The sequence below is a fragment of the Nocardia australiensis genome (genome assembly GCF_020733705.1).
GTDB classification, from domain to species: Bacteria; Actinomycetota; Actinomycetes; order Mycobacteriales; family Mycobacteriaceae; genus Nocardia; species Nocardia australiensis.
On record NZ_JAJFZM010000016.1, the window covers coordinates 280,734 to 307,725 of the forward strand.

Genomic DNA, 26,992 nt, shown 5'->3' on the forward strand with positions numbered 1-26,992 from the left:
TCCAATGACCATCAAAGCAATTGCGATCGCCGCAGGGGGAGGCGGCGACGTCGTTACCGCGTCGGTACTCGCGGCTAAGCTTCGGCGCCGGTTCGACGTCGTCGCCATCATGAGCTATTCCTGGGACCGGCTAATCGTTGATCCGACCCCCGGGCCGCGTGGTCACGGCGACTTCGACGGACTGACCGAACATCGTGAACTTGTCGCCGAGGTGACCGGATCGGCGCGGCTCCGCGGCCCCGGCTGGTCGACACTGCCTCCACTCGTGCCCTATCTGGCAAACCCACTACTGCTGATGGACCCGGCCGCTGGTGCGATCGGTCTCGCAGCCCAGTTCCGCAGTGTGGCCCGACTCTTTGATGTGGACGCACTGATCGTCGTTGATGTCGGCGGTGACATTCTCGCTGAAGGGCACGAGACTGGACTACGCAGCCCGTTGGCCGACTCGCTGACGTTGGCAGCCGCCATACAGTCGGAATTACCGCTGCACGTGCTCATTGCCGGGGTTGGGCTCGACGGGGAGTTGACACTGCCCGAGCTGCGAACGCTGCTGCGCCGTCAGGGCTCGACAGCGGTCGCCGAACTCGGTGCCGCTGATGTATCGATGGTCGCCGAGGTGTGGAACTGGCACCCGTCAGAGGCGAACGGACTTCTTTGCGTTGCCGCAGAGGGCTGGCGCGGTGAGGTTGAGACCCAGCGTGATGCGCTCATCAGCATCACTGATGACGCCACAGTCGTGCACGAAGTCGACGCCTCCGGTGTAGCTGCGCACTCCCTCGCGGCCGGCTTGTCCGACACCATCTCACTGGAGCAAGTCGAGCAACGCATCCGCGCCCGCCGCGGCTACAGCGATATCGACACCGAACGTAATCGACTGTCAGCGCACCGAGAACGGCGGACGCCGACCGTCAACTCAATTGACGACATCGACCGTTATGCGCACGCCGCGTCACTCCGCGGTGTCGACGCGCTGACAATCCGCCGTGTCATCGAGCTGGCCGGAGCGTTGGATGCGGACGATGGAAACGCGTTACGCGATCTGCTCACACGTGAGCGGCCTATTAACATGCGGCCACCCTTATACCTGGTGTGACCGGTCATCTGGCGCCCCTAGCTGTTGCGGGGCCGTGAAGTACGTCCCCTGCATCCACGAAAGTGGGTGCGGCGGTAGCGGCCCGCATCGGAAACTGTTATCGGTGCTTTCACTACCATCTGCCCTGGCATCGTGCACACCAATATCGTTGCGACAACAACTTTCTCGGGTGTCAGCGCCGAAGAGGAGAAGGCCAAGCAGGAGCGCTACGACAAGCTCTACCGGGCGCGGCGTTACGGGCCGGAGAAGGTCGCCGCACAGATCGTGCGCGCCGTCGTACGTGACCGCAGCATCGTTCCGGTCACTCCGGAGGCCAGGCTGCAATACCAGTTCAACAAATTCGCGCCCGCGGTCGTCCGGTTCGTCGCGGCGCGGGTGAAACTGACCTGATCGCGCCGGTCAATTGTCGGTGGAAGACTGTGGCGCCCGGCCGAGTTCGGTTTCGATAGCCGCGACTCGCCGGGCGTCGATGCCCCATGGGTGCTCGACGCCGACGACGGTATCGATATCCCACAGCACACAGACCTCATCGGGTTCCGCGACCATGGACCACGCCACCACGGTGCGGCCGAGCTGATCGGCCATTGATCTGTGTGAATTCGTCGGCAGCGCCGCGCCTTCCGGGAAGTGATGCAGGAACCGGCCATAGGCGGCGGCACAGAATTCGGCGTAGCGCTCGGTGCACAGAATGAATCCATGCCACGCCTCGTCAACCGCGTGCGAGGGCATTCCGATCACCTGACCGTCGCGCATCGCCGCACCACAACAACGCAACCACTGCCGTAGCCCGGTCTCGACCGACTCGCGCGGCTGCCACGGGCTGGTCTTGAAGACCGCCTCGGGCAATTCGAGTGCGGCCACGGCCTTTTCGACATCGCGCAGGTCGATACGGCGCCGTGGACGTATACGGGGACGCGGGAAGGCCACGATTCACTGTACGGCCTTCTGGGTACCCCTCTACGCAGTGAACCTGCTACGACCGCCTCGCGGCACCGGTCGGGTGGGTCGGTGACGGGTTGATACCGGTGAAAGAAGGGGGCTCGATGAGGCTCACTGAGACGCAATCGCTCGATACCATTCGCGCATGATGTCGTTCATACCCGTGTTCATTGGGATTATCATGCTGGCCGTGATCGTGCCGGTAGTCGTGCTCGCCATCAACGCGGGCGCATCATCGCTGCGTCGTCGGCGCGCCGGGTGGGGAGGCGGTAGCGGTTCGGACTGGACGGCGGGCGACAGCGGCAGCGGTGATTCGGGCGGCGGGTGCGGCGGGGGAGGCCACCACAGTGGCAGTAGCTGCGGCGGCGGCAGCAGCAGTAGCTGCGGCGGTGGGGGAAGTAGCTGCGGCGGTGGGGGAAGTAGTTGTGGCGGCGGTGGTTCCTGACGCTCTCGCGACACCATCCGCGAATTCCGCGCTGAGCGGAATCGGTCCTCATCGAATTGACCTCGAGTGTGCTTCAGGTTTCATGCGGTTGGATATGGCGCTGCCGCAGGAGGATTCGCGGAACTTGATCGCAATGATGCGACATCTCGACGCATCACGGTGCAGGGTCTGTTCGACATCACGGGTACGGGCACGGACAGCGACTGGCGGGCGCTGGCCGAGCCGGCTCAGTCCGCGGTCGCGGCGGGAAAGTGGAAGTTGTTATCGGTCAAACCTTTCCGCTGGAACAGGCTGATCGGGCGCACGCGGCCATCGCATCCCGCCGGACGGTAGGCCGAACATTGCTCACGGTGTGAGTGTTGTTGCGCGACTGGCCGTTTGGATCGGTGCAAGTTTCGTTCGTGAGCGCTAATGTGCCTGCGTGCAAACTCTGATCGTCGTGACCGTTGTCGTCGCGGTGCTGGCCCTCGTAGCTATGGTCGTAAGTGTCGCCAGCAAGCCCCCGGTGGACCGAAGCCGTTGGGACACTGATGATTTGGAGGAAGAATGGGAGCGTAGCGACGTCGGCCGTGGTTACAGTGACGACTGAGTCGCCTCATCCGGCAGGCGTCAGCACAACCACCGCGATCGGCCGTCTCGTCAACTTCTGATACTCGCTGTAGCGCCCCCGATTCACCTTGTCGACGATCTGCCAGCGTCGCGCATAATCCGGATCGTCCGGAAGTGTCGGCCGCGCAACAGCTTTCAACTTCTTTCGACCGACCTGAATCTCACACTCCGGCGCGGCCGTCACATTCGCCAGCCACCCCGGCGGCCGCGGCGATCCACCATTGGACGCCGTCACCAGATAGTCGTCCCCGTCCCGTCCATACGTCAGCGCCGAGGTCCGCCCCTGCCCCGTCTTCCGTCCTACAGTCCGCAACAACAACGTCGGATTCCCGAATAAGACCCGATGCCCCACCACCCCGCCACTGTTCTCATAGACCCACTGATGCACCCGCAGCACATTCTCGAACAAGCTGGTCATATCCAACCCTCCAGGATGGTGGTGGCGATACCTCAACCCTAACCATGCAGGCGACCCCATCGAACGAACCTCGCCATCGCATCGGGTCCGGGTATCCGAGTGGTGCGCACCCCACGGTTGCCGGTACCATCACCACGCCAGTGGTATACCCACTCGCGCTGGGGCGGTAGCTCAGTCGGTTAGAGCCGTGGACTCATAATCCATTGGTCGCGGGTTCGAGCCCCGCCCGCCCCACAAACGCCCGCTGACCAGCGGGTTTTTGTTTTTCTGGAGAGGTTTCGATCTAGAACAGCGCTCTTCCACGAATAGATTATGGGCGTACCATCGCGGGATGGGGACCGCTTCGCTGGACGATATCCGCGAGTTGAAAGACGACTTCGCGACCGAACTCAGGCGCAAGAACCGAGCCAAAAAGACGATCGATGTGTACCTCGTACACATCGGTTACTTCGCCGACTACCTGATCTCCGAGGCCCTCCCGACGGACGCACCTGAGATCACCAGGGACCACATCGGCAGGTACATCGAGACGCTGTTGGCCGGAAAAAATCGGCGAACGGGCGAGCCGCTCTCACCGCAGTACGCGCGCAGCCAGTATCGGAGTCTTCAGCAGTTCTTCAAATACCTTGCGGTTGAAGAGATCATCGATGTCGACCCCTTCATCAAACTGAGCCTGCCAGCGCGCGCCGGACAAGCTAGTTCCGGTGCCGACTATCGAGGCGCTGCAGAAGCTGCTCGAGGAGTGCGCTGGCACGGATTTTGTGTCGCGCCGCTTACCTGATCACCGTCCGTTGATGCATACGCATCAATCCGCCGCGAGCAAGTCGCTCGGTTTCCGGCGCCGTTCAGGCACCGTCAGATAGAAGGAGAAAGCATTGCAGCGCAACCTGTTTCGAGATCAGTGCATCGAGTGCGAGCAGGAAGTTCTCGGCGACGCTGGATTCATCTTCAACCCGGGGTACGCCAATGCGGTGGTTTGCCTGGACTGCTTATATGGCTTCTATGGCGAGCAGCGCGGGTTCCTCCGTCCGCTGGAGGGATCCCAGAGTCGGTTCGCCGAGTGGCCAAAGAAGTCACGAATTCGTGACTGACAGGACCGATTGCCAACAGGAGAGCTCGCGACAGGGCAGCCTGCAGGTCGACTCGCCGTTCCTCGACCGGGCGGCCTGCGCGGTTCTGCTCGACCGCGTGCCGGATGCGCGCTCGGCGGGAACGTTTGGGGCAGTCGGTTGGACCGTTCGCCGTCTGACCCCTGAGTCTCCGCGGCGAGAGGTGATGTCGGCGCCGCTTCTGCTGCGAGGAGTGTCGTACCTGTCGAGTATGGTGCGCGGTTGTTCCAACCGTTCCGAGGTGGGGTGTACAGAGTGCAGCTATCGACGTTGACGCGTCAATTTGTGTTGCAAGCGATCACGAAGTGCGACAAGGACACTCGGCCCATGTTCTTAGAGAGTCATGGGTTCAAGTCGGCCAGGGAGTACTTTCTGCTGTACGAAGGTCGCGCGTACGACTCGAAGGCGATCGTCGGTGTCGCATACAGCTTGATGACCGGCGAGCAATACACGGCGAAAGACTTCTCCGGTGGTCTTGCGCTCACGGAGCGACTCGAACGTCTTGGGTTCGAGGTCACCGGCAAGATGGACTGGAAGCTCGAAGAACAAGTCCTGGCCTGCGATCTGCTCGACCAGAACGGCTGGCGCACGATTCCAGAGCGGGACTCGCGGACTGAGGATCTGTCAAAGCTTCTCCGCGCCCAGTGGGTTTATGCGCCGAGTATTCCCGAGTACCGAGGTACAGATAGCGTGCACCGCAAGTTCGAAGACTTGAGGACTGCACATCCGGACCATGAGGGCGCCCGTACGAGGGGCGGCAAGCTGTCGGTGCATGTCGCCGCGTCCTTCGCCAAGGACCCACACAAGATGCGCGCCCTGGCAGAGACGCTTCGGCAAAATGGGCAGCTCGACTTGGTGTTGGACCTCGACGAGGAATACACAGACACTTCTGCGACTGAAGCCGCATCTGCTGAGGAGATCGTGGCCGCGATCGAAGGCAAGGCCTCGCAGCGCCTCACTCGGGTGTACGAGCGCGACCCGAAGTTGCGACGCCGCAAGATTGAGCAGTCGAGGAAAGAGCGCAATAGCATCGCCTGCGAGGTGTGCGGCTTCGACTTCGAGGCCACCTACCCTGGAGTGGGCGATGGCTACGTCCATGTCCACCACGTCGTGCCGTTGCACACCACCGGACCCGTGGAAAACACACTCGATGACCTAATCCTGCTGTGCGCCAACTGCCATCAGATGATTCATCGGCCGAAGCAATGGCTGACGCCGGACGAGCTGCGGGCGATCTTTAACCTCTAGCGGCCCGGCGCTCAGGCATCGAAGACGTCCAAGATCTTGCAGGGGGGTTCCCGCCCACGTGACGGTTTGACGCTGAAACCTGCTGCCATCTACAAGATTCCATCTCAGTACTTCTCGCTAGCGGTAGCGAAATCGCCTGGTCAGGGCCGATACGCGGTGGTGTGCCGATCGGCACCGACATGGGAGTTGTTCAGCATCGTTCGTAGCGTGCAGTCCCGTTCTGGTCCCGTTGTCGGCGCCTCGAAATAGGGTGCGCATGTGACACGCAGCAATGACACGGACTTGAAGGGGCAGAGCGGCACGTGGCTGATGACAGCGCAGGAAAAACTACCACCTGGCCATTGGAAGGCGGCTTCGCCTGTGGTAGTGGCTTCTTGGTGACGCCCGACTGCCTCGGGCAGAGGTTTCGATCGCGAACAGCGAACCACGAGTTGTCTCTTACGTTGCCAGTGCGAACTGATGGCACGGAGGAGAACGGGCTACGGCGCGCGCCGTGGACATACGTTCTCGAGGGCGACGAGCGAGACGCGTGCTGGTCGGATGACGAATGGGGCTCCGTGGCTGGCGCTGCCGCAGAGACGCCGACCTACGCGCATATCAAGCGGTGTGTTGTCCACTCCGAGGTTGCATCGAACGATGGGGATGAGTTCAAGGCGGCTGCCCAGCGGTTCGGAGACGAGTTAGCGGTCTGGTGGAGTTCCGTCTGCGATTGGCTCGACATTCTCACGTTGCAGGATTTTGCCAGTCTCAAGCGCACTCAACGGAGCATCCTCAACGACTCTGTACAGATGTGGAGCGGCGATTCAGCCGGCATCCGAAAGGCGGGTATCAGCTACCAGGTCTTCACAGGTGGAATACATCAGGTCGAAGTACTTGATGCACACCAACTACAGGCCGCATTGGATTTGGCGGCACGTGGAACGCAGCCCGACGCCGAATGGCTATTCATGAGAGATGCGCGCTCCCTGTTGAACGCTGGCGAGTACCGACGAGCGGTGATAGATGCCTGTACAGCAGCGGAGCTGGCTGTGACTTCACTCATCGACCGGAAATTTGATGACGATGGGATAAGTAAAGCCGAACGTAAACGAGAGTTCGATTCACATCATGGACTCTCTAAGCTCACGCAGCTCCACAAGAAGCGACGGGCCTCGGGTAAATTACCCAAACGCGTGGTCGAGGAGGTCGGCGCTCCGCGAAACAAAGCAGCCCACAAGGGCGCGTGCCTCAGCAGAGCTGAAGCAGACACTGCTATCGGAACCGCGGCAGAAGTCGTCTCCACTGCTTTTCCACTGAGTTCGATAGTCCCTGGATTCCCGGCCAGCATTATTCGGTCGTCGCGACAGTTGGGCCTTCTGCCGCAGGACGAGGACCTGCATTTGGCACGAGGATGCGACTTCGTAGCAAGGGCGGAATTGCCGTCAGCCGCGGGCATGAACGGGCAGTCAGCGATCATGATTACAGGGCGAACTGTCCGTCACGATGACACACCCCCTCAGTCGAGTTCTTGACCGCACAGAATCGAAGCGGGAGTCAGCCTGGTACGAGTCACTGGTGCCCAGCACTGCGCCTGAAAAGCGGAAGGTCGCCGGTTCGATCCCGGCCCTGGCCACCAAATCCCTCTGACTTATCGCCTGGTCAGGGGGATTTTCGCGTTTAATCCCGGTGGGGTGTCAACGTCGGTCGAATCGTGACCCGGCTGGTTCGGTCGAATCCTGACCCACCCTTGGTTGGTTTTAGTCGTTGGTCTTGGCCGCGGGGACGCGGCCGAGGTCTCGATCCTTGAGGCGGTAGCTGTCTCCCCTCATCGAGATGACTTCGGCGTGGTGGACCAGGCGGTCGATCATCGCGGCGGCCACAACGTCGTCGCCGAATACCTCGCCCCAACGGCCGAACGGTTTGTTGCTGGTGACGATCAAGCTGGCCCGCTCATAGCGAGAGGACACGAGCTGGAAGAACAGGTTCGCGGCCTCGGCTTCGAAGGGGATATAGCCGACTTCATCGACGATGATCAGCGGAATCCGGCCCAGCTTGACCAGCTCTGCCTGCAGTTTTCCGGTGTGGTGCGCATCGGCCAGGCGGGAAACCCATTTAGCGGCGGTCGCGAAAGCAACCCGGTGCCCGGCCTGGCAAGCGCGGATGCCGAGCCCGATCGACAGGTGTGTTTTGCCTGTTCCGGGTGGGCCCAGGAATACCACGTTCTCTTTGGCGGTGATGAAATCCAAGGTTCCCAGATGGGTGATGGTGTCGCGTTTGAGCGAGCGTTGATGCTCGAAGTCGAAGTCCTCCAGCGACTTTCGTGACGGGAACCGCGCCGAGCGAATGCGTCCCTCGCCGCCATGTGATTCGCGGGCCGAGACCTCGCGTTGCAGACAAGCGGCCAGGAACTCCTCGTGACTCCAGTTCTCCGAGCGGGCGTGCTCAGCCAGTCGCTCAACGGCATTGCCCAGGGTCGGAGCCTTGAGAGCTCTTGCGAGATAAGCAATTTCGGAGGCGACGTTCCGGGAACCATTCGTTGCGGTCTTGGTGGCCATCAGGCGATTTCCTCGCTGCCGTTCGCCTCGTCGAGGTCGAACATGCGGTCGTAATCGGAAAGGTTTCGATGCTCGACATCGGCCTCGATCGTGGGGACCGAAACCAGGCGGCGAGCGTTGCGCAGATCAGCGGCGGCCGCCGCGTGGTCGGGATCAGTGATCGACTGATGATCGGCCCAACAACGTTGATGCCGAGCCAATTCGGTGCCAGCAGAGCTGATCACCACCTCGTCGAGATCAGCGCTGACCTCGACGCGGCGACCGATCGCCCCCGGGTGAACGGAGTAGTCGTTGGAATCCAGGCGAACGTAGTAGTCGCGAGGAAGCCGGGTGGTGAACCGCCATCCGACCACTGGGTCCACCGGCGGCAGCTCGAGCATCGCGGCCCGGTCCGCGTCCCACCGATCGACCGGACGACACTCCAGCCGACGATGGTGTCGCTGGTTCGCTTTGGCCAGCCAGTCGAGCAGCTGTGTGTTGAAATCGGTTGGGCTGGTAAATATTCGGCCGGGCAGGAACGAAGTCTCCAAATAGCCGTTCGCCCGTTCCACCAATCCCTTGGCTTCTGGGTCGCGGGGCCGGCACTGGCGGACCTTGATGCCCAGCGAGCCGCGGAAGGCGTTCATCGTTTCGGTCAGCTGCGGTTTGCCGCCGCGCCACTGCCCGACCGCAGATTCGTTGTCCCACACCAATGTTCGTGGAAAACGACCCCATCCGGAGATCAATGCCCAATGCCCCGCGAGCAGATCCGGGCTTTGTCGGGTCGGGATCATCGTCGCGGTGATGATCCGCGAATAACCCGACACCAGCACCAGCACCGGCGGCCGACCGGCATGACCGAAACCGAGTGGAACATCCACCGGTGGGAACCACAGATCGCACTGCGCCAGCTCGCCGGGCTGATACTCGGTGCGCGATGCCGGATCCACCGGTTGGAACAGCGGCCGCAACTGTTGCACCCGTTCGAAGAAAACCGTCCGGCCGCGCTGCCAGCCGACGCGTTCGATGATCACTGTTGTTGGCATATCAGGGAATTCGGTCAGCAATGCCCGGATCTGCGGCTCGAACGCATCGACCGCGGACCCCTGCGGCTTGCGCTGATACTTCGGCGGCTCATGCGAGGCTAGAGCCTTCTTCACCGTGTTCTTCGAGACGTTCATCCGACGGGCGATGGCCCGGATCGCCATGCCCTCACCGCGATGCAACCGGCGAATCTCCGCCCAATCCTCCACGTTCAGCACCTCATGATCGTTCACAGGGTGGGTCAACATTCACCCGGAATCAGAGGGTCAGTATTCAGCCGTTATCGACATGGGGGCACGTGACCGCGAGTGACTGCTGTTGACCGTCGTTTTCCGGTCGATGTTGCACGTATGCCGCACGGCCGAACCTGTGATGCTCGTAACAGGGCGTGTTTGGTCGCGATAGTTCGTCCATGACCTCACGTGGAAGCAACGGCCCAGCACGCTCAGGGGAGAGATCGCACGAGCTGAGCCTGCGCGCGATAGTTGAACGTCGCGAAAAGCTCGACGACAGTGGGGAGAAGTTCGAAGCGGATAAGGCGACCGCCACGTCGGATGAGGAACGTCAGCGACTTGCGAGCGAGTTCAGCAAGGAACGGGAGACGTACAGGAAGGAAGAGGTGGCAGCAGGGCGACGCCCCGAGGGGACTGGCGTCATCGGCAGGCAGGCAATGTGGGCCGCGTGGATCGACGTTGCAGTACGTCACGCTGTCGAAGCGAAAATTGCGATTGCATCCGGTCCGACGTCCGCAGCGCTAGCGGAAGAGTTCCACGCGTCGTTGATCGCAGTGACTGCTAGCGCGTACGCGATTGAAGCTGTCTACCTCGAGCTGAAGTACCTCATTCCATGCCAGAAGCTTGATCTGAACGGGAATCGGCTCGAACAGTTCCAGATCGTGAGGAATGCGTTCGCTGTGGCATTCGGGCTGGACAACCTCGCCAGAGATCGGCTGGGCAGCTCTCTGGCACCCGTGTTCAAACGAAGAAACTCTGCGGTTCATCCGTCCTCGGAGATGCGGCCGTTGGCGGCCCACCCAAGCGGTGTGCAGACATCGCCAGAACTCGCGGAGTTCAACGCGAAGACGAGCAAGGAAGCAGTTGAGTGCGCGCTTGGCGTGCTCACGATTGCCACTGATCCTGAAAACGCATCTCAGGGGTGGGTTGCACGTTGGGTCAGGAAGAACGCGGAGAGTCAGCGCGCCCACATCGACGCCTTGCGACCGCTTGTTTGCTGATCGCGGACGGCCAGATCGCCTGCCTACCTGATGACTTCACTTTCCTGCGTCCTCGTACAGGCCATCTCTGAGCTGGCGGTAGGGCTAGCCAAGGGTGCCGTAGGCATCACGGAGTGACGCGGAGCGCCCTTTGCTCGCCTGGACGGCTGTCAGATCATTGGGCCAATGAGGAGGCGGGGGGAATGTCCGCACATGTCCCTGAGTCGGATGGAACCTGCGGTGTGCTCGGTCGCGTCCAACTGGGGCATGACGAATCAGGATGAAGCTCCACAGTTCTCGTTCCTCAGCCGCCGTACCCGGCGCCCGAAGATCTGGCCAGCTGAAGACATTCGAGTGCACCCTCATGAGCTGGAGTACTTGCAGCGGGACCACAGCCAGTCACCCCGTGCGATGCCGGCCGATTCGTGATCGGGCTGCGGGAGAGACGGTCGGGGACGGCTCTCGGCGTGCCCAGCACTGCTCGGTGAATGAAAAAGTGGTCAGAGCCGAAGAGTCTGCGTGCTGCCACGTCGCCAGAGCGGATGCCCGAACACGCGAACAGGACCAGAGTGCGCGGCGGCGCATCGCGCCGCCGTGGCGCTCTTGACTGGTGTACAGCGGAATTCGGCAGTCGAACACGGTCCGCCTCGGCACACAGGTCCGTCGGACTACGCCGGCGGCGGTATTGTGACGATCGGAGTCACCTGAAGTGACTTGAATACTGGAGGAATGTGCACCAATAGATTATGGTGAAATGCTCGCTGACATGCAGGTTCTTTGCAGGTACGCACAGCGCCGACAGTGTTTGATCTCATAATCCATTGGTCGCGGGTTCGAGCCCCGCCCGCCCCACCTGATGAAGAAGCCGCAGGTCATAGGGGGCTGCTGCACGATTGCGTGACAGTGTCACTTCTCCTTTGGTGATGTAGCAGGTGGATGCGCGATCGACGGAGTCGTCGGACGCGCCGACTTCGGCGGCGTCGAGGGCTGGGTCGTCTTCGGTGCCGTGGTCGTCGTAGACCGCGTCGAGGTGGTCGTCGGCGACGCGGATGTTGTGGACACCTCCGGTGACGTGGATGTCATGGTCGAGCTCGCCGCAATCGTGGTCGTCGTGGTGCTTGTGGGCACTGTCGTGGTCGTAGTTGTGGTGCTCGTCGGCACCGTCGTCGTGGTGCTGGTCGGCGCCGCTGTGGTGGTGGTCGGCACTGTGGTGATCGCCGTGTCGGAGGTGACGGTGATGGTCGACGGATCAGCCGACACCGTCACCGTGCTCGGATCAGCTGTCACCGTGACCGTCGGCGTATCCGTCGGAGTCATGGTCACCGTGGATATCGGGGTCGAGGTGACCGCATCCGGGTCCTGCACGCTGAACGTGGCCTGGACCGAAAGGCTCGCCGTGGCAGAGAAACTCGCGCTCATCGACGCAACCGTCGAGTTCGCAGCCGAGGGATCCGTCGTCGTGGCTGTCGTCGATTCCGTCGTAGTGGCCGTGCCGGTACCGGGGTCGGTGGAATCCGCGGCCGGTTGGGTGGTCCCGGTATCGGCAGCCGTGTCGGTGCCGGAAACGTCGCCCGGTACGGGGACCTCGCTCGGTACGCCCGATGTCGTGCTCGTGTTCGTTACGCTGGTCTGGCTTCGCACGGCGCCGCAGTCGAAAGGCTGTATGGCGGGTTCGCCCGAGAACGCCTCCGCGTTGTTCGCCAGCACCGCCGGGCTCGAATCGGCCCGTACCACGAGCGATATCCCGATCGCCGTGGTCACCAACGCGGCCACCACACCCGCACGCGACATCTGCCGCCGGAACCGATCGGCCGATGGCCCCGCGGCCGGCCGACCGCACCACCGCAGAATCCGAGGCCGAGGCTCAGCATTGATGTCCGGCTCTGCCACTTGGTCTTCGCTGTTGTCGATGGTTTGCAACCAACTACTGCTTTCTTACTCGAGATGTGCCGACCGCTGGAAACCGTGACGACCCTTCGTACGGCACGGCCTGTGAAATCGGTGACCACACCGCCTTCACCACCCGAAAACAAAGCCCGAGGGTCGGACATCGAATTCCAGCAGTTCTGCCGAATACCGAAACGCGAGCAGTACGGTGTCGCATCGCCGAACAGCTCGAGCGGGCATCTATTCTTCAGGGTTTTACCGAGAAGAGCAGTGCGCAGACACCGCGTACCCAAACTCCCAAACTTCCACAGCAAAGTCTGGGCACTGAATCTCGAAGCGCCTCAGATTTCCCTCAACTTGTACAAGGCTTCGTGATCGTGGTTTTCAGGGTCTCGAGTAGGGGTCCACGTCGCGCAGCCGTTGCCGGTGGATCTTTTGCAGTTCGCCCGCGCGGGTGAGGAAGTCGGCGATTATTTCTAGTTCGGCGGAGTCGTACCAACTCAGCAACATCTTGTAGCTCTCGACGATCATAGGTACGACGAGTTCCTGTATGCGATAAGCAGCGAGTTCGGTGGCCATCACGATCACCCGACGACGATCGGTCGGGTGCAGCGAGCGGGCGATGTAGCCCTGCTTCTCCAACCGGTTGAGCATGATCGTGACGCCGGCAGAGGTGAGGCCGAGCCGTTCGGCCAGCATTCCCGGCGTCGTAGACTTCTCGTCGTCGAGCAGGACGATCTCCAGTGCACGCCGATCGGTCTCGTTCACACCCAGCACCCTGATCAATTCGCGGATCAGATCCTCGACGGTTCCGTGATAGAACGCCAGGGCCCTTTTGAACTCGACCGAGATCCGGGCGGGTTCGGTTGTTCTCGGGCACACAAGCTTTCCCCTCGATCACTTGAAACATGAAACCGCTCAGCGGAAGTCACCGATCAGGGCGTGCTCGGTTGCCGAGTGCCCGATTCCGTCCGGAATTCAGGGAGTTCGGTGGACTCGACGAACGCCGCAGGCCGCGGTAGCGCAGCGAGGATCGAGGGCAACCGGGGAATCGCGCGTGCGCGCCTCCGTTTTGCCTGCGTGCGGTAGGGATCGCCGCCCGGCGATTGAAGCGGGCATGTGGGCTCCTGTCAATCGATTTGGCCGGCAGCCCGAACCGCAGCTGACGAACATCACGAAAGCGGGCACCGCTCCGGTCGTCGAAGCGACCGTGAGCGGTGTCGGACATGCACTGTACGACACCGCGGCCGATGCGATACTGTGCATCGTAAAATTGGGTCGAAGCGGCTGCTGTTGCACCAAACCCGAAGCAGGGCAACCACTATCAGGAACTGCGGTCACCCGGTCCGGCTCGGGTGAGACCTGGGCCGGGCTGCTGACACAACCCGGTCCAGGCATGTTCACCACCGGCCGCCGGCGCGGACACCGGTCATCACGCCATGGCGCCTGTCCGCAGGCTCAGCTGACAGTTGTGGTGGTGAGGGTCGGGGAAGGTTTCGGATAGCACGAGGTCGCGACGTTGCCGACCAAGGCGACGTTGGTCGTCATGGTCATACCGGGACTAGCGTAGCTAGTTCCCGCGTACTGGCTGGTGATCGGCGTTCCGGCGGCGCCGGCGGTGACGTTGATGGTCACCGCCGGCGGCGTGAAGCTGGTGCCGCCGGCGATCGGACCCGGTACGGTCAGAACGACATTCCCACCCGACGTGGCGACGGTGCCGGCCACGCTACCCCCGGAGGCGGTAGCCGAGACCAATGTCGAATTCGCCGGAGTCGGAAAGGTCATCTTCAGGTTGCTGATGTTGTTCACGGTGAAGCCGGAAGCCGAACCGGGAACCGACGAGGCACCCGGTGTGAGGGTGATGGCCACCGCGGAACCCGACGCCGCCGAGCTCGGCGCGGTGCCGGTGACCGATGTGGTCATGCTCGAGGTTTGGCCGACACCGAAAATCTTGCCCTCGCAGCTCCAGTTCAGGCTGACGGGGGCGGCATTTGCTGGTGCAGCCAAACAAAAGACGGTGGCAACGGCCGCCGGAACAAGAACGCCGGCACGAAGCAGGGAAGAGGTCGATCTCATGGTTATCTCCAGGAAATGTTGAGTAACGGTACGGCGGGATGTCGAACCGCATCAGGGGGTGTTTGAAATATAGCCTGTTCTCATCTTTCCGTGGCTGAAATCGACATATCGCATACGTGCCGGAGATATCATTTTCCGCTATTAGCTTTTCACTCTGGATAGTTAATTACGGAAAGATTATTTCCGAGGGTCGATCTTATCTATGTCGCATATCGGCGGGTCCATCACAGGGTGGATAAGCCCGCAATTGCTCGAATATGGCCCTCGACCTGAGATTATATGTACTTGCGCCGATCGCCAGCTTTCATACGGTTATCGTTCGAGGCATTCTCTCACCCACCGGCGCAGTCGAGCGACGTCGTATGCCTTGTCGAGCGATGTGGGTCGAAACCCCGCTCAGACCGGGGTATGTACCCACGGTAGCCAGCCGTTTCCGCACCAACCCGCGACGACCGCCCCTACTTCCGCGGTCGCCCAATGAGGATCCCTCATAGGAACCAGCGCGGGCGAGGTCGAGTTGGCCGCCAGCGATCTCGCCGCGGCGGAGGCCACCGTGTGGCCCGTGTCGTGGCTGGAGCGATCGGTTCGTTCTTCACTGGACTGATTTGGATCACGTTCACCACAGCGGCACTCGTGACGGACGGGCTGGCAACGATCGCCGGGTTGGCGATCATGATCGCGTCAATTGACGATGACAGCAGCGAGGCGCATCCGACCCTCGGAGGCAGTGGCCTGATATTTCGAATGGCCGAATAGGATACTGGATCCCGAAAAGGGTGCTCTGTGATCGAAGGCGACGGCGGTGGTGGTGGTGCGGTTTTCACGCCGGATAAAGGTCGTGAAGCGTTCGAGGGATTGCGATGATATGAATGGAGACCGAAATGAGCGCAAATCCTTCTGGTATTGAGTTTTCATAAGGGGTGAATATTTCGAAATTACCAGGCAGCTGACATGTCAAATGGTGGATGTCAGGAGGGAGTCAATGATTGAACAGGGCTGGACTCGCGAGATCAACGCCTTCCTGTATGGACTTGTGAAATCTGTTCCTAGAGATATAGAACCGCAGGCTCGGGTCAGAATTGTTGTCAGCGACCAGGACATCGACCGATCCGAATCACAGGCAGATGCCCCCAGGTTAGACGGCGAAGCTGTGCGATATGCACCGTGGTATAGGCGGTCGATGCCGTCCAGGAGATGCCCGCCTGATTCGGATGGCTTCGACCGCATGGTTCCTCGACGGCATTCGATCGCAACGGTAGGTCTGGAGAGACCCGACAACACTCAGGAGGAGAATGAGCGCCGGGATGATCGTTCTGACCGTGCTCAACGGCGTGGTCTCTCTGATAGGCATCGGATTCGCCGTGGTGGCAGCTCTACGTCCGTCGGCCATGAGTCACGAAGCGGATCCCACTGCGGGAGAGCGTTTCTACGCGAGGGTGTATGCGGCCAGAGCGGTGCCGTTGGGACTTTTGGCGGGCTCGGTGCCTTTCTTCTCTCACGGCATCGTCAGCACTCTCGTTCTGGTCGTCGCGGCGGTCGCTCAGGCCGGAGACGCCGTGCTCGGCGCTCAGCGTCGGGAAGCAGTAATGGTTGCTGGGCCCTTGTTCGCCTGCGTCGTCCATGGGATCACCGCGGTTGCGGTCTCCTAGGATCACGGACTGCGGCCAACCGGTCCAAAAATGACCGCGACGTGCATGACGAACGCACGATAATGCCGCTGAGCGCGTGGTAGACCAGGCGCCAGTGTCCTTTGGCGCGACCGCTCACACCCGCCGGAATACCCGTCTGATCGGAATCGCTGGCGCTTCGACCGTCGGCGGGTTCGGGTTGTGGAGCGTTAGGCCCACTGAGATGGCCCGGTCCCCACGGACCGGGCCATCGTGTCGAGGGATTGATCCGTGCGGCCGGGTTGTCAGCGTGGGAGCCCGGTACGGCGGATCAGGGGCTCATGTATTCGGGTCGCCGTAGAGTACGGCGATGTCTTTTGAGTCGCTCCACCGGCTGTAGGTGGGCGACTGCGGCCAACCCTCGGGCGAGTCCTGCCACTGCTCCTGCCGCCCGTAGGGCAGCAGATCGATCAGGGCGAAGGTGTGACTGAGCTGTTCGGTGCCGCGGCCGTTGGTGTGCCAGGTGCGATATACGGTGTCGCCATCGCGCAGGAATACGTTGACAGCGAATCCTCCGCCGGGCGGTGCGCCGACGTCGGTGCCGAATGGACTGTTCGCGGTGGAATACCAGGCCATTCGGTTCCCGACCCGCCGCTTGTAGGTGAGTGCCTCGTCGATCGGCCCCTGGGTGACTATGACGAACCGGGCGTCGTGATTGCCCAGAAACTCCAACCGGGCGAACTGCGAGGTGAAACCGGTACAACCTGTGCACTGCCACTGCTCGCCCGGAAACCACATGTGGTTGTAGACGATCAGCTGTGATTTACCGTCGAAGAGGTCTGCCAGCCGGACCGGTCCGTCCTCGCCCTCCAGGGTGTAGTCGGGCATCTCGACCATCGGTAGGCGGCGGCGCTGGGCGGCGATCGCATCGAGTTCCCGGGTCGCGGTCTTCTCCCGAACACGCAGCGCTTCGAGTTGACGCTGCCAGGTGTCGGCGTCGACGATGGGCGGCAATGCGTTGGTGCTCATAGGGTCCTCACTGTCGTATGTACAGCTTGCGGGTTTGTAGGTATAGACGGTGCTCCGTCGCCGAACTCATCGGTGCCTCCATGGGGTCGGCCAGGAGCTTGTCGAGGACGGCATTGAGATATCCGGACGGGACGCAGCGGATTTTGGCCGATTACCTTCCCCAAGGTGGTCTGTTTCCGCCGACGGGCAAATTGGCTGAACGGAGCGTACAGTCCTCGGCCATGAAAAGTGTGCTGAACAAGATCGTGTCCGCGTGACACCTCGGCGACCAGAAATCGTTGGCCCGGTGCAGCGTGGGGACGGCGAGAACTCCACAATCGGATGGAGCCCGAGGTTGACATATCCAACAGTGTCGCGACGCGAGTATATCCGAGGATTTGCAGGTTTCGGGTGACTCGGTCATGATTGCGCGGGAAATTCAATAGATTCTTGTTGTAGGTCTCAGGATAGAAGCGGGCGATCAATGCTGTGTCTGAGATTTCTACGCCGAGCGTTGTTCTTTTCTCGGTGCGCCAACGATGAGATTCGGTGATGATATCGACTTTATCTACGCTCGTCAGCAGTTCGAGGGAGCCTTCGCTTCCGATTGCTATAAATGATGTTATTCTCTCGAAGGAGACGAAAGTGACAAAGATGTCGCGCGTTTTCGAGGGCGACAAAGTCGCCGTTGGGATACATGCTAGATATTGCGCCGAATGTGTCGACAGGGTAAGCGGTTAGTTTTCCATCGGCGCTGGTGTAGATGGACGCGGGGTCGGGTCGGCTGTCAGCCGCAGCATGCGGTGTCGGACGTGATGGCTTGCGATCTGGCGGCGGTGCCGCAGCATGCGCTGTCGGCGACAGCTTCCCCTGTGGTCGCGCGGCATGGTCCGCTCGGCGAGGTGCCGCCGGGCTGCGCCGCATCCGATTGTGTTGGAGTACCAAAGGCTTCGCTATCGGAAAGGACGGTGTAGACCTCCCAGCGCTCCTGATCCGGTGCGGTGACCCAGACCTTGTCCTGGGTGGCGAAACAACAGGTCGTCGCGATTTCCTCCTGGGTGAACATTCCCGCTTGTGACAGCCGTGCGATTTCCGCGTGCACGATGTCGCTGGAGTCGACCTCGATGCCGAGATGGTTGATATCGCCGCCGTGGCCAGGGTTCTCCAGCAGTACCAGCTTCAGTGGTGGCTCGGTGATCGCGAAGTTCGCGTAGCCGGGCTTGCGTTTGGCGGGTTCGGTGCCGAATAGCTTCGAGTAGAAGGTGATCGTCTGGTCGAGGTCGTCGACATTGAGGGCGAGTTGGATGCGAGACATGACAGAACCTCCACCTGTGAGACATATGTCGAACTATTGACTGCCTCAGCTTGGCGGCCTTTTCGACATATGTCAACAGGGTGCGTAACATGGTTTCATGCCGAAGAGCCTGCCGTTGGTCGACATGTCCGCCCCGGTCTGCTGCGCCCCCGTGGCGGCCGCCCCGGTCGATGACGCCGCCGCGCTCGAGGTGGCGTTGCGACTCAAGGCCCTCGCCGACCCGGTGCGCGTGAAGCTGATGTCGTTGCTGCTCTGTGCGGCGGCCGACAGTCACAACACTGGCGAGTTGGCCGGGATAGTCGGACTCGCCGAATCCACCGTCAGCCATCACCTCGGGCAACTCAAAAAGGCCGGTCTCATCGAATCGACCCGGCGCGGCATGAGCGTCTGCCACTACGCCCGCCGCGACGCCCTCTCCGCGCTGTGCATCGTGTTGGACCCGAACTGCTGTACATGAGCGCCGGTCGAGTTGGTGTGATACGCAGCGGCCCACCGTGTTTGTGAGTTCGCGCGAACGCCTAGGCGGCAGGGAACTGTCGCGATATCGGCGGAGAGTTCGCGGCAATCCTGCTAACGTGGGCCGGGCGTCGGATTCGGGGCGACGGTTGGGCTTGATCCATTCGATGGGTGATTGATCGTCGAGATCGCCTGTCCTGCGGGGACTGTGAGGTGACTCTGGTGAACTTGCAGGTGCCTCAACGGAGTTCCGGTCCTCGACGCGGACCTCATGGCCGGGGTCGACGATGGTCGGTGTCGCGAGGAAGGCTTAACAAACGCTGTCGCAGATGGCTGTGATCCTGGCCCCCCTCCTGTTTCATTGTCTGGAGTCACATCTTTGACCACGCCACAGTCACCAGTGTCCCCGCTCAGTGCGGCCACGACCTGCCCGGTCCAGCATGGATCGCCCATCGATACCGATGGCCCCCGAGTCTTGTTGCACACTCCGGAGTTCGCCGCCGATCCGCATGGCGCCTACCGTGAGATGCGCCGTCAATACGGTTCTCTGGTGCCGATGGAATTGGCGCCCGGTGTCCCCGCCACGCTGGTGATCGGATACAAGACGGCGTTGCGAATCCTCAACGACCCGGAGCATTTTCCGGCCGACCCGAGGTCCTGGCAGACGACCGTTCCCGATGACGCTGCCGTCAAACCGATGATGGAGTGGTATCCGAACGCGCTGCGCAACGCCGGAACCGTGCACACCCGCTATCGGCAGGCGTACACCGCGAGTATCGACGGTATCGATCTGCATGCTCTGCATTCCACCGTCGAGAAGATCGCCATCCCGCTGATCAACAGCTTCTGCGAGACTGGTTCGGCCGACCTGGTGACGCAGTACGCCTTGCCGCTCGTATTCGAGGTCCTCAACCAGATGGTCGGCTGCTCGACGGAGCTGGGGCAGCGGGTCGCGACCGGGATGGCGATGCTCTTCGATACCGTCGACGCCGCCAAGGGCATGGAGATGCTGAGCGCGGCGCTGATGGAGCTGGTCGCACTCCGGCGCGTGGAGCGGGGCGACGACGTCACCTCGCGGATGGCGCACCACCACACCGAACTCGATGACACCGAGATGCTCTGCCAGCTGATCAGTTTCTATGGTGCGGGTCTCGAGCCGCAGCAGAACTTGATCGTCAACACACTGCTGTTGATGCTTACCGACAATCGGTTCGGCGGTGATGTCCTCGGCGGCAGCCTATCGACCCGCGACGCGCTCGATGAGGTGCTGTTCAACGACCCGCCGATGGCGAACTTCTCCATCACCTACCCGCGCCAGCCGATTCTGATCGAAAACAGTTGGTTGCCAGCACATCAGCCGGTGGTAATCAGTCTCGCCGGCTGCAACAACGATCCCGCGATTCGCGGTGGCGACCGTATCGGGAATCGCTCGCATCTGGCCTGGGGTGCCGGGCCGCACGCCTGCCCCGCCAAATCGGTGGCGTATCTGGTCGTGCAGGACGCCATCGATCAGCTACTCGACGCGCTACCCGAGATGGAGCTGGCGGTGCCCGTCGACAAATTGGTCTGGCGGCCGGGTCCTTTCCACCGTGCCATGGCCGCACTGCCGGTGGCTTTCCCGAAGTCCCCTCCGCTGAACATAATGTAAGGAGCGTCCGATGGAGCATGAACCGATTGTTCTCGACCTGACCGGAGCCGATATTCAAGGCGAGAACGCCCGGATCCGTGCGCATGGGCCGGTCGCGCGGGTGGAACTGCCCGGCGGGGTACCCGCGTGGTCGGTGACCGATGCCGCCGTGCTCAGGAGCCTGCTGGCGGATCCCCGGGTGTCGAAGGATCCGCGCCAGCATTGGGCGGCGTTCATGAATGGTGAGATCACCGAGGTGTGGCCATTGCATCCGTGGGTGGCCGCGGACAATATGTTCACCGCCTACGGTGCGGACCATCGCCGCCTTCGGAAGCTGGTTTCGCCCGCGTTCACGCATCGTCGCAGCATGGCGTTGCGCCCGCGCATCGAAGCGATCACCGAGGATCTGCTCGGCGCGCTCGCGGCCACCCCGCGCGGCGAAACAGCTGACCTGCGTGAGCATTACGCGTACCCGGTTCCGATCCAGGTCATCACCGAGATGATGGGCGTGCCCGAGTACATGGGTGCGGGATTGCGCAAATACGTCGACGGTTTCTTCGACACCTCGTTCGGCCCAGAGGAAGCGCAGGCCAACTACATCGGGATGTACAGGCTCGTCAGCGAACTCGTCGCCTACCGGCGCGAGACCCCCGGCGATGACGTGACCAGCGTCTTGATCGCCACCCGCGATGAGGACGACGGCTCGCGGCTGGCCGAGAAGGAACTCGTCGACACTTTGATGCTGGTCATCAACGCCGGCCATGAGACCACGGTCAACCTGCTCGACCAGGCGATCTTCGCTCTGTTGACCCACCCGCAGCAGCGCGCGGATGTGGTCGAGGGGCGGATTCCCTGGTCGGATGTGGTGGAGGAGACGTTGCGCTACGAGGCGCCGGTCGCGCATCTGCCGCTGCGCTACGCCGTCGAAGACATCGATGTCGACGGCATCCGAATTCCCAAGGGCGAGGCGATCCTGGCGTCTTACGCCGCCGCCAGCCGTGACCCGAAGGTGCACGGCGCAACGACAGATGAGTTCGACGTGCGACGCCAGAACAAGGACCACGTCGCGTTCGGGCACGGCGCCCATCATTGCCTCGGCGCGCCGCTGGCCCGGCTCGAAGCGGCAATTGCCCTGCCGGCCATCTTCGAGCGCTTCCCGAATATGCGTTTGGCCGTGGACCCGGCGGAGCTGGATCCGATGGGTAGCTTCGTCTCGAATGGACACCGCCGCCTTCCGGTGTATCTGGACCCGGTGTAGTAGATCGGCGCGCCATTGCTGCTGACGCCGGAGGCACGCGGCTGCGACCGGGCGGGTTTCACGGCGTCACCAACGTCTGCTACGAAGACCTGTTCCCGGCAAACCCCGCCGTCGATCACTCCACCTGCGGTCTGTCCCCGACACCACGAAATGGGTTGTCGAGCAGGTGTATTCGTAAAGACTGAAGGGCGCACAGCGGTGCACGCGTCTGCTCGGTGAATTCCAGGATTGGATCCGCGGCGCGAGCCGCGGGCATCCTGTGCTGCCTCGACGCGGGTGGCCGGGTGAACTCAGGTGCCGATGACCGCGTTCATGATGGTGCCCGCGCTGGTGGCGACCACACCGCCGATCATGGCTCCGGCCACCATCTTCGGTGATTCGAGGCTGCCGCCGGACCACTTCTCCCAGGCGAAGCGCCCGCCCGCGTAGATGATGGCGCAGACCCCGGCGAGGAGTACGAACCAGGTCAGGTAGCGAACCAGTTGCAGGATTTTGTCGGACACCGGCGGTGCTTCTGGGGTCGGGTTGTCGATCTGCGCCCAGGTGTCGTAAACGGCGGCCAGGATCATCGTGTGCTGCTCATTCTGGATATGGGACGGAAGGAATTCGCTCACACGGATGGTATCCGGTTCTGTAATCGTGGGGGAGTCGATGAGGGTGTGGCGCGGCATCCGGTGCGAATTCGTCTATGCCCGAAGAATTGTCGAGTTGTGCGCATGCCGTCGCGCTGCCGACGCCCGATCGGGGACCCACCCTTTTCGGTCTGGGCCGCCGAAGGATTCGGCGGTGAACCAGGTGAGGCGGTCGACGTGGTCCGGGTGCCGTTCGGTGAACTGTGCCCGCAGGATCGGGTCGGCGAGAACCTTGTCGTAGAACGCCGCCTCGACGCGGTGCAGTGCGTCGTCACCGCCGGCGTGCTCGTACAGACTGGTCATGGTTGGCGTCCGGATGGGGAGTCGAGCGAACCTGCCGCCCCTATTGCAGCCCCGCGCAAGGGTGACGTCCACCGTTTCGCCGGTTTCTGTGAGTCGGCAAAGAAAAGTAAACGGGTTTTACTAAACACTGTTCATAAAGGGGTGTCCTGTGATTACATCTCAGGTGGAACATGTTGCGCACAACGTTTGTGAGGTCTGCAGCCCAGACCGGAGGAGATAGCCGTGACCAGCCCCTCGATCCCCGCAGGATTCGACTTCACCGACCCCGACCTGCTCGCCGACCGCCTACCCATCCAAGAATTCGCCGAGCTGCGCAGCACCGCGCCGGTATGGTGGTGCGCCCAGCCCGACCGGGCCAGCGGCTTCGACGACGGCGGCTACTGGGTCGTTTCCAAACTCGAGCACATCAAAGAGATCTCGAAGCGATCGGACGTGTTCTCCTCGCAGGAGAACACCGCCATCATCCGATTCAACGAAGAGACCACCCGCGAGCAGATCGACATGCTCGGCAACATGTTGATGCTCAACTTGGATGCGCCCAAGCACACCAAAACCCGTCGCATCATCTCCAAGGGCTTCACCCCGCGTGCGGTGGAGAGCCTGCGTGCCGCGCTCACCGAGCGGGCCGCCAAGATCGTGCACGAGGCCAAGAAGGCCGGCTCCGGCGACTTCGTCGAGCAGGTCGCCTGCGAGTTGCCGTTGCAGGCGATCGCCGAACTGATCGGCATTCCGCAGGAAGACCGCAAGAAGATCTTCGACTGGTCCAACCAGATGATCTCCTACGACGACCCGGAATTCGACGGCGACCACCACGCCGCCACCGCCGAGGTCATGGGGTACGCCTGGAACATGGCCGAAGAACGGCGCAAATGCCCGGCCGAGGACATCGTCACCCAGTTGGTCAACGCTGATATCGACGGCGAGCACCTGGCGTCGGACGAGTTCGCGTTCTTCGTGATCCTGCTGTCGGTGGCGGGCAACGAAACCACCCGCAATTCGATCACCCACGGTATGAAGGCATTCGTCGACAACCCCGACCAGTGGGAGATCTATAAACAGCAGCGCCCGCGCACCGCGCCCGATGAGATCGTCCGCTGGGCGACCCCGGTCACCGCCTTCCAGCGCACCGCGACCCAGGATTTCGAGCTCGGCGGTCAGCTGATCAAGAAGGGCCAGCGGGTCGGAATGTTCTACAGCTCAGCCAATTTCGATGAGGACGCGTTCGAGAATCCGTTCACCTTCGACGTGCTGCGCAATCCCAATCCGCATGTCGGCTTCGGTGGCACGGGCACCCATTACTGTGTCGGCGCCAACCTGGCCCGGCTTCAGATCGACCTGATGTTCAACGCCATCGCGGATGTGATGCCGAACCTTCGTCAGGTCTCCGATCCGGTGCGGCTGCGCTCGGGCTGGCTCAACGGCATCAAGCGCTGGGAGGTCGAATACGCTTGAATCTCCGTATGAGCAAACCGCGCGGGCGCGCACCGGTGGTCACCGACGTCAACATCCGGCGGGTGGCGCGTGCGCTGCTGGCCGAACAGGGACCGGACGCGGTGACCTTGCGGGCGATCGCGCGGGAGCTCGGAGTCACCGCACCCGCGCTGTACCGGCACTACGGATCGCTGGACGATCTGTTCGAGACCCTGCGCCTGGAATTCTGCGCGGATCTCGCGGCCGAGCTCTCCGCTGAGATCGCTACCTTGCCCGACGACGGCGCGGTCCAGTTCTTCGCGATTTGCAAGGGTTTTCGGCGCTGGGCGCTGGCGCACACCAGGGAGTTCACCCTGGTGTTCGCCTCACCCGGTCCGGGTCGAGCGGGCATGATGAGCCGCTTCGACGAACCGTTCGGGCGAATCTTCCTCGCTGCGGCCGGGCGACTGCTGGTCGCCTATGACATCGTGACACCGCCGACCGACGTCATTCCCGCGGAACTGCGCGAAGACCTCGTGCTGTTCCAAACCGAGCTGCTGGCAGCACTTTCGGAGGCCGGACAGAAGTTCCCCGTCGAAAAACTCGATCTCGGTGTCACCTATCTGATGATCCAGATCTGGGCCCGGCTCTACGGGCATGTGACGCTCGAGGTGTTCGGCAACTATCCGATACCGCTATCGAATCCGGAGATCCTGTTCGACACCATGCTGGCCGAACTCGGCCGTACCGCGGGAATGATCACAGACTGACGGCAGATCATATCCGCGCGCCCTTTGCGCGATTGCAAGCGCGGCAAAGGATTTGGAGGTTCGTCGCGCTGGTCGCACCGCCGCGACTGAGCGGGATGATGTGGTCGAACTCTAGGTAGTGGCCATCACCGCATTCGACGCACTTGCCGCCGTCGCGCTGCCACACCTCGGCCTTGACCTCTTGCGGGATGCTGCGAGTATCGCGCTGGCCGGGTGTGAGGATCAGTCGTTTGGCCACTCGCAGCGCACCTTCCAACGCGGCGGCGACGTAGTCGGGGTCGCTCACCTCGAAGATGGCGCCACCTCGGGCGGAGGTCGCGGCGAGCACCACGGTGTTCTGTTCACGATGCACGGAAACGACTCGCGACCACGGCAATTCGATGCCGGTGTCGGCGCCGACGAAGCGGAGCTTCTTATTGCTGGCGATCAGCCTGCCCTCGGTGAGCTTCGGTCCCCTTGCCAAGTTGCGGACATGGATCGCCGGCAGATCCACGTGCACCTTCTCCTCAGGATCCAAATGCAACCCTGGCGTACGAACCATCGGCAACTCGCCCGCACGTAGCGCCGACAGCGTCCGGCCACGATGCATTCGCCTGCGCAGGTCCTCGATCAGTGGCCCGCTCAAGGCCAACTCGGCAATGGCGTACTCGAACGCCTCGAATTCGGCGAGCTCCACCTCACCGTCCGCGAAGGCGAAGGTTACCAATCGTTCCACATAGCTGAGCGCGTCCTCGCGCAGTGCCTCCCGGCCCGCGCCCGCCTCGATGCGCTGGTACCGCAATGACGCCCATAGCGCGGCCCAGTCCTCGCCGCGCGGCCCGGACATCGTCAGGACCCGCCACGCCTGCGTGTGCCAATGGGTCAGGAACTCCTCGATTTCGATCTCGCAGACCCGACACGGCGCGAGACCTCCGAACATCTTGCGCCGTCGCGGATTAGCGCACCGAGTGCAGTCCCGTGGGCCGGGCTGCCGCTGCGGGCGAGTCGCACCGGTCCATTCGCCGCCATCCCACCAACGCCACTTCGATGAGTCATTCGGGTCCGAATGCCAGTCGGCGCGTTCGGGATTCGGTGGCGGTGGCGCATGCTCGACGGTGTGACGACGGCGCTCGAGATCAACCGGCATGGCCGACCGCGCAGTTGGGCGGGATGTATTCGACGCCTCGTGCCGGCCGGCTGCCTCGGACTCCCGCGCCGCGTCAGATCGTCGCAGATCGAATGATCCGGCCGACTGGCCGACGTGTGCCGGTGGCCGGGGCTCATCGAACGAGTCGGCCGGAGGCGCGGGTGGCCTGGGTTCGTCGAGTGGGTAGGTGGGCTCCGCCGGGTGCGTCTCGTCGAACGCGTCCATGGACCGGGAAACCGTTGTCGCCGAATGGTTTCTGCCCGAGGAGACCGTGGAACGTGCTGGCGGATGGGTCCACCCGAACGGGTTGGTGGAGCGGGAGCCGAGCGGGCGGGCGGCGGTCCGCTGCGCCGGGTCTTCCACATTGACGCCGAACTCGGTGACCAGCCCGGCCAATCCACTCGCCCAGCCCTGCCCGATGGCACGGAACCGCCATTGACCGTTCCTGCGGTAGAACTCGCCGAACATCATCGCGGCCACCGAGTCCGTGTCATCGATCTCGAACTGTGCCACCGTGCCGTTCGCGGCCTCGACGGTAAGCGTCAAACCGGTTACCTCGCGCAATGTCGCGTCGTCGATAGAGCCCGCGATGACGATCCGCTGCACATCGGTTTCGGTGCGCGGCAGCGACACACTGAGCCGGGCCGTGCCTGGCGCGGGCTCCTGATCGAGCGTCACCGCCTGCGAAACGTGCCGGGGGGCGTTGAAGAACACGAGATCACGATCGGTCCGTACCGCGCCGAGGTCGTTCAGCAACAACGCGTGCCCGTCCACGACATGTTCCGACTGCCATGAAATGACCACGGCAAGAAGGGATGTCGGTACTGGTGCATTGGCGCCTTTGCTGAGTTTCATCGTGCTCGAACTATGCCACGCGGGTCCGACA

27 protein-coding genes, 1 tRNA gene and 1 pseudogene are annotated in these 26,992 nt (G+C 62.3%); 18 read left to right on the top strand and 11 right to left on the bottom strand.

The features are described 5' to 3' along the window. The first annotated feature begins 4 nt into the window (after window positions 1–4). On the top strand, window positions 5–1,093 hold the full coding sequence (locus LKE06_RS28655; RefSeq protein ID WP_228002452.1) for a DUF1152 domain-containing protein: 1,089 nt from the start codon (window positions 5–7) through the stop codon (window positions 1,091–1,093). A gap of 111 nt (window positions 1,094–1,204) precedes the next feature. After that, window positions 1,205–1,483 (top strand): annotated as a pseudogene (locus tag LKE06_RS28660) (SDR family oxidoreductase); the annotation flags it as partial. Between the two features lie 9 nt (window positions 1,484–1,492). Here LKE06_RS28660 and LKE06_RS28665 read toward each other — a convergent pair. Then, on the bottom strand, window positions 1,493–2,020 hold the full coding sequence (locus tag LKE06_RS28665) for a UCP032817 domain-containing protein (RefSeq protein ID WP_372477442.1): 528 nt from the start codon (window positions 2,018–2,020) through the stop codon (window positions 1,493–1,495). 708 nt (window positions 2,021–2,728) lie between these two features. On the opposite strand from LKE06_RS28665, the gene LKE06_RS33400 reads away from it, so the two are divergent. After that, the gene (locus LKE06_RS33400; RefSeq protein ID WP_228002453.1) at window positions 2,729–2,833 is read left to right on the top strand and encodes a zinc-binding dehydrogenase; all 105 of its coding nucleotides are present in this window, start codon (window positions 2,729–2,731) and stop codon (window positions 2,831–2,833) included. Window positions 2,834–2,898: 65 nt separating this feature from the next. Further along, window positions 2,899–3,066: a hypothetical protein gene (locus LKE06_RS28675; protein ID WP_228002454.1), complete on the top strand. Its 168-nt coding sequence runs from the start codon at window positions 2,899–2,901 to the stop codon at window positions 3,064–3,066. 6 nt (window positions 3,067–3,072) lie between these two features. Here LKE06_RS28675 and LKE06_RS28680 read toward each other — a convergent pair whose 3' ends face one another. Beyond that, window positions 3,073–3,504 (bottom strand): nitroreductase family deazaflavin-dependent oxidoreductase, encoded by a 432-nt coding sequence (locus LKE06_RS28680; RefSeq protein ID WP_228002455.1) that lies wholly within the window; start codon window positions 3,502–3,504, stop codon window positions 3,073–3,075. Between the two features lie 160 nt (window positions 3,505–3,664). Between LKE06_RS28680 and LKE06_RS28685 the strand changes: the two genes are divergently transcribed. From LKE06_RS28685 to LKE06_RS28705, 5 genes are all read left to right on the top strand, one after another. Beyond that, window positions 3,665–3,738 (top strand) — tRNA-Ile (locus tag LKE06_RS28685). A 97-nt stretch (window positions 3,739–3,835) separates the two neighbouring features. After that, window positions 3,836–4,285, top strand: coding sequence for a site-specific integrase (locus tag LKE06_RS28690; protein ID WP_228002456.1), 450 nt, complete (start codon window positions 3,836–3,838; stop codon window positions 4,283–4,285). A gap of 94 nt (window positions 4,286–4,379) precedes the next feature. Beyond that, the gene (locus tag LKE06_RS28695) at window positions 4,380–4,595 is read left to right on the top strand and encodes a hypothetical protein (RefSeq protein ID WP_228002457.1); all 216 of its coding nucleotides are present in this window, start codon (window positions 4,380–4,382) and stop codon (window positions 4,593–4,595) included. Between the two features lie 273 nt (window positions 4,596–4,868). Continuing rightward, window positions 4,869–5,861: an HNH endonuclease gene (locus LKE06_RS28700; RefSeq protein ID WP_504788324.1), complete on the top strand. Its 993-nt coding sequence runs from the start codon at window positions 4,869–4,871 to the stop codon at window positions 5,859–5,861. A 302-nt stretch (window positions 5,862–6,163) separates the two neighbouring features. After that, window positions 6,164–7,372, top strand: coding sequence for a HEPN domain-containing protein (locus LKE06_RS28705; RefSeq protein WP_228002459.1), 1,209 nt, complete (start codon window positions 6,164–6,166; stop codon window positions 7,370–7,372). A 225-nt stretch (window positions 7,373–7,597) separates the two neighbouring features. Here the strand turns inward: LKE06_RS28705 and istB are convergent, their stop codons facing one another. Next, the gene (istB, locus tag LKE06_RS28710) at window positions 7,598–8,395 is read right to left on the bottom strand and encodes an IS21-like element helper ATPase IstB (RefSeq protein ID WP_228002460.1); all 798 of its coding nucleotides are present in this window, start codon (window positions 8,393–8,395) and stop codon (window positions 7,598–7,600) included. After that, window positions 8,395–9,636: an IS21 family transposase gene (gene istA / locus LKE06_RS28715; RefSeq protein ID WP_228002605.1), complete on the bottom strand. Its 1,242-nt coding sequence runs from the start codon at window positions 9,634–9,636 to the stop codon at window positions 8,395–8,397. Before istA ends, istB begins: the two co-directional genes overlap by 1 nt. A gap of 194 nt (window positions 9,637–9,830) precedes the next feature. Between istA and LKE06_RS28720 the strand changes: the two genes are divergently transcribed. Both LKE06_RS28720 and LKE06_RS28725 read left to right on the top strand, forming a co-directional pair. Further along, entirely contained in the window at window positions 9,831–10,652 is an 822-nt protein-coding gene (locus tag LKE06_RS28720; RefSeq protein WP_228002461.1) for a hypothetical protein, read from the top strand. A 985-nt stretch (window positions 10,653–11,637) separates the two neighbouring features. Next, window positions 11,638–12,600, top strand: a complete 963-nt coding sequence (locus LKE06_RS28725) for a hypothetical protein (protein WP_228002462.1) — start codon at window positions 11,638–11,640, stop codon at window positions 12,598–12,600. Between the two features lie 302 nt (window positions 12,601–12,902). On the opposite strand, the gene LKE06_RS28730 is transcribed toward LKE06_RS28725, so the two are convergent. Continuing rightward, window positions 12,903–13,400 (bottom strand): MarR family winged helix-turn-helix transcriptional regulator, encoded by a 498-nt coding sequence (locus LKE06_RS28730; protein ID WP_228002463.1) that lies wholly within the window; start codon window positions 13,398–13,400, stop codon window positions 12,903–12,905. Window positions 13,401–13,976: 576 nt separating this feature from the next. Beyond that, the gene (locus LKE06_RS28735; protein ID WP_228002464.1) at window positions 13,977–14,525 is read right to left on the bottom strand and encodes a hypothetical protein; all 549 of its coding nucleotides are present in this window, start codon (window positions 14,523–14,525) and stop codon (window positions 13,977–13,979) included. Window positions 14,526–15,149: 624 nt separating this feature from the next. Here LKE06_RS28735 and LKE06_RS28740 point away from each other — a divergent pair. Further along, complete coding sequence (locus LKE06_RS28740; protein ID WP_228002465.1) at window positions 15,150–15,350, top strand: hypothetical protein; 201 nt, start codon at window positions 15,150–15,152, stop codon at window positions 15,348–15,350. A gap of 548 nt (window positions 15,351–15,898) precedes the next feature. After that, entirely contained in the window at window positions 15,899–16,243 is a 345-nt protein-coding gene (locus LKE06_RS28745) for a hypothetical protein (protein WP_228002466.1), read from the top strand. A gap of 297 nt (window positions 16,244–16,540) precedes the next feature. Here the strand turns inward: LKE06_RS28745 and LKE06_RS28750 are convergent, their stop codons facing one another. Both LKE06_RS28750 and LKE06_RS28755 read right to left on the bottom strand, forming a co-directional pair. After that, the gene (locus tag LKE06_RS28750) at window positions 16,541–17,230 is read right to left on the bottom strand and encodes a DUF899 domain-containing protein (protein WP_228002467.1); all 690 of its coding nucleotides are present in this window, start codon (window positions 17,228–17,230) and stop codon (window positions 16,541–16,543) included. A 766-nt stretch (window positions 17,231–17,996) separates the two neighbouring features. After that, complete coding sequence (locus LKE06_RS28755) at window positions 17,997–18,524, bottom strand: ArsI/CadI family heavy metal resistance metalloenzyme (RefSeq protein ID WP_228002468.1); 528 nt, start codon at window positions 18,522–18,524, stop codon at window positions 17,997–17,999. A gap of 97 nt (window positions 18,525–18,621) precedes the next feature. Here LKE06_RS28755 and LKE06_RS28760 point away from each other — a divergent pair, with 97 nt between their 5' ends. The 3 genes from LKE06_RS28760 (at window position 18,622) to LKE06_RS28770 (ending at window position 21,865) form a co-directional block, all read left to right on the top strand. Beyond that, the gene (locus tag LKE06_RS28760; RefSeq protein WP_228002469.1) at window positions 18,622–18,981 is read left to right on the top strand and encodes an Rv2640c family ArsR-like transcriptional regulator; all 360 of its coding nucleotides are present in this window, start codon (window positions 18,622–18,624) and stop codon (window positions 18,979–18,981) included. A gap of 378 nt (window positions 18,982–19,359) precedes the next feature. After that, on the top strand, window positions 19,360–20,628 hold the full coding sequence (locus LKE06_RS28765; protein ID WP_228002470.1) for a cytochrome P450 family protein: 1,269 nt from the start codon (window positions 19,360–19,362) through the stop codon (window positions 20,626–20,628). Window positions 20,629–20,638: 10 nt separating this feature from the next. Next, complete coding sequence (locus LKE06_RS28770) at window positions 20,639–21,865, top strand: cytochrome P450 family protein (protein WP_228002471.1); 1,227 nt, start codon at window positions 20,639–20,641, stop codon at window positions 21,863–21,865. Window positions 21,866–22,155: 290 nt separating this feature from the next. Here LKE06_RS28770 and LKE06_RS28775 read toward each other — a convergent pair whose 3' ends face one another. Then, complete coding sequence (locus LKE06_RS28775) at window positions 22,156–22,434, bottom strand: hypothetical protein (protein ID WP_228002606.1); 279 nt, start codon at window positions 22,432–22,434, stop codon at window positions 22,156–22,158. Window positions 22,435–22,551: 117 nt separating this feature from the next. After that, on the bottom strand, window positions 22,552–22,800 hold the full coding sequence (locus tag LKE06_RS28780; protein ID WP_228002472.1) for a globin domain-containing protein: 249 nt from the start codon (window positions 22,798–22,800) through the stop codon (window positions 22,552–22,554). A gap of 222 nt (window positions 22,801–23,022) precedes the next feature. On the opposite strand from LKE06_RS28780, the gene LKE06_RS28785 reads away from it, so the two are divergent. Beyond that, complete coding sequence (locus LKE06_RS28785; RefSeq protein WP_228002473.1) at window positions 23,023–24,252, top strand: cytochrome P450; 1,230 nt, start codon at window positions 23,023–23,025, stop codon at window positions 24,250–24,252. 8 nt (window positions 24,253–24,260) lie between these two features. Beyond that, complete coding sequence (locus tag LKE06_RS28790; RefSeq protein WP_228002474.1) at window positions 24,261–24,980, top strand: TetR/AcrR family transcriptional regulator; 720 nt, start codon at window positions 24,261–24,263, stop codon at window positions 24,978–24,980. Between the two features lie 7 nt (window positions 24,981–24,987). Here the strand turns inward: LKE06_RS28790 and LKE06_RS28795 are convergent, their stop codons facing one another. Continuing rightward, a complete protein-coding gene (locus tag LKE06_RS28795) occupies window positions 24,988–26,961 on the bottom strand; it encodes a TerD family protein (RefSeq protein ID WP_228002475.1) in 1,974 nt (657 codons plus the stop codon). Between the last annotated feature and the right edge of the window lie 31 nt (window positions 26,962–26,992).